The sequence below is a fragment of the Sphingobium sp. CCH11-B1 genome, from assembly GCF_001556865.1.
GTDB lineage: Bacteria > Pseudomonadota > Alphaproteobacteria > Sphingomonadales > Sphingomonadaceae > Sphingobium.
In genome coordinates this window covers 1-1,078 of the sequence record NZ_LSJY01000072.1, presented here as the reverse complement: position 1 = coordinate 1,078, position 1,078 = coordinate 1, and the positions used below count along the sequence as shown (strand labels likewise).

Here is a 1,078-nt window from a genome sequence, read left to right as displayed (position 1 = left end):
GCACTGTAGCGCGAGAGCCTCGGAAATCCGAAGTCCTGTCGTCGCCAGCAGACCGAACAGGTAATGGTAGGTGTACGGGCTGATCGTGCCTTGGGGCGAAACGTCCAATGCCGCCGCCATGATCGCCCGCACCTGGTCCGGTTCGATGATGATCGGAGTCGGGCGTGGCCGCTTGCCGCGTCCGAAAACGCCGACAGGCGGGACTTCGTGGTCTGGATCCTCGGCGTTAGCGAAAAGGCTGAAGTTACGAGCAGCGTCGTACCTATGGCGAGCCACGTTCTGCGAGCTTGCCGTGTGGCACCAGTCGTAGATGCGCTGCACTCGGGTGTGCCGGTCACCGAAGCGTCCGGCGAAAGCCGCGTATTGGCGCAGCAGTCGTTCCTGTTCCGAGAACTTCCGCCCCAAACTGCGATACAGCGAGACGTATCTGGCAATGTGCATGTTCAGCATGACGGTTCTCCCGGCCATGGCTGCGCGATCTTCATGAGCATCGGCAGGTCGACCTTGGCGTAGATGGCGGTGGTCTCGGGCGAGCTGTGGCGCAGGATCGTTCCAACGGACTCCAGTCCTGCGCCCGCGCGCAGCAAGTTGGTGGCAAGCGAATGCCGGAAAATGTGCGATCCGGTCGGCACGCCTTCGATCCCGCCGCGCTCATGCGTGCGTGCAACGATGCCAGCGATCTCCGCCGATGAGCGGAAAGAACGGAATGGGGCTTGCGCGCGCACGAACAGATGCGGATCGGCGGTCTTGGGGCGTGCCTTGGCAATGTAGTCCAGGATCGCGTCACCGACGTCTTGAGGCAATGGCAGGCGATCGGGCCGACGCGTCTTGCCCTTGACCGTCAGGTGGCCCGAGCGCCAGTCGATATCGTCGAGGTGCATATCCCGAATATCACCGGCACGCAGGCCAAGCCGGGCGAGCAGGAGAATGATGGCCTTGTCCCGAACTTCCACCGGGCGATCAGTCGGACATGCGCCGATGATCTGCTCGATCGTTGCCGGGTTGACGTGCCGGGGCAGCGTCGAAAGACGGTAGCGTTGCACTGATGGGATCGCGTGCAACAAAGCTGGACGGCAAA

At 62.7% G+C, this 1,078-nt stretch carries 1 protein-coding gene and 1 pseudogene; both read right to left on the bottom strand.

Annotated elements, in window-relative coordinates; genetic code table 11:
- Positions 1-450, bottom strand: a pseudogene (locus AX724_RS07790) (tyrosine-type recombinase/integrase); the annotation flags it as partial.
- The coding region (locus AX724_RS07785; RefSeq protein ID WP_156448022.1) for a tyrosine-type recombinase/integrase at positions 444-1,078 on the bottom strand (635 nt) is incomplete at its 5' end. The pseudogene AX724_RS07790 and the gene AX724_RS07785, both read right to left, overlap by 7 nt.